This window comes from Ewingella americana ATCC 33852 (assembly GCF_000735345.1).
In the GTDB taxonomy this organism is placed as follows: domain Bacteria; phylum Pseudomonadota; class Gammaproteobacteria; order Enterobacterales; family Enterobacteriaceae; genus Ewingella; species Ewingella americana.
Map to the genome: position 1 here is coordinate 1 of NZ_JMPJ01000083.1, position 264 is coordinate 264.

At 51.1% G+C, this 264-nt stretch carries 1 pseudogene; it reads left to right on the forward strand.

Features of this window, described 5'->3' with window-relative positions:
- Nucleotides 1-243 (forward strand): annotated as a pseudogene (locus GEAM_RS23320) (hypothetical protein); the annotation flags it as partial.
- Nucleotides 244-264 lie beyond the last annotated feature (21 nt).

Below are 264 nucleotides of genomic sequence, written 5' to 3' on the forward strand. Positions count from 1 at the left end.
AGCAAAGCCCTGCGCGTTCCAGCCTGCGATGTCGATATTTTTCTACCCGGCTTATTAGCAAAAATCTTGTTCGAGGCCAGTGATTTGAAAAAGATCGCTGCGTCAATCAATGGCGCGATCCGCACCGCCGTAAAGGCACAGTCCAGCCGTGAGAATGGCAAAAAAAGGCGGGCGTCCACGGAAAGCCACCTAAACCACTCGCAGACACAAAAAAAGCCGCGTTCAACGCGGCTTTTTGCTTAAAGCTAGGGTTAACCGTCAATC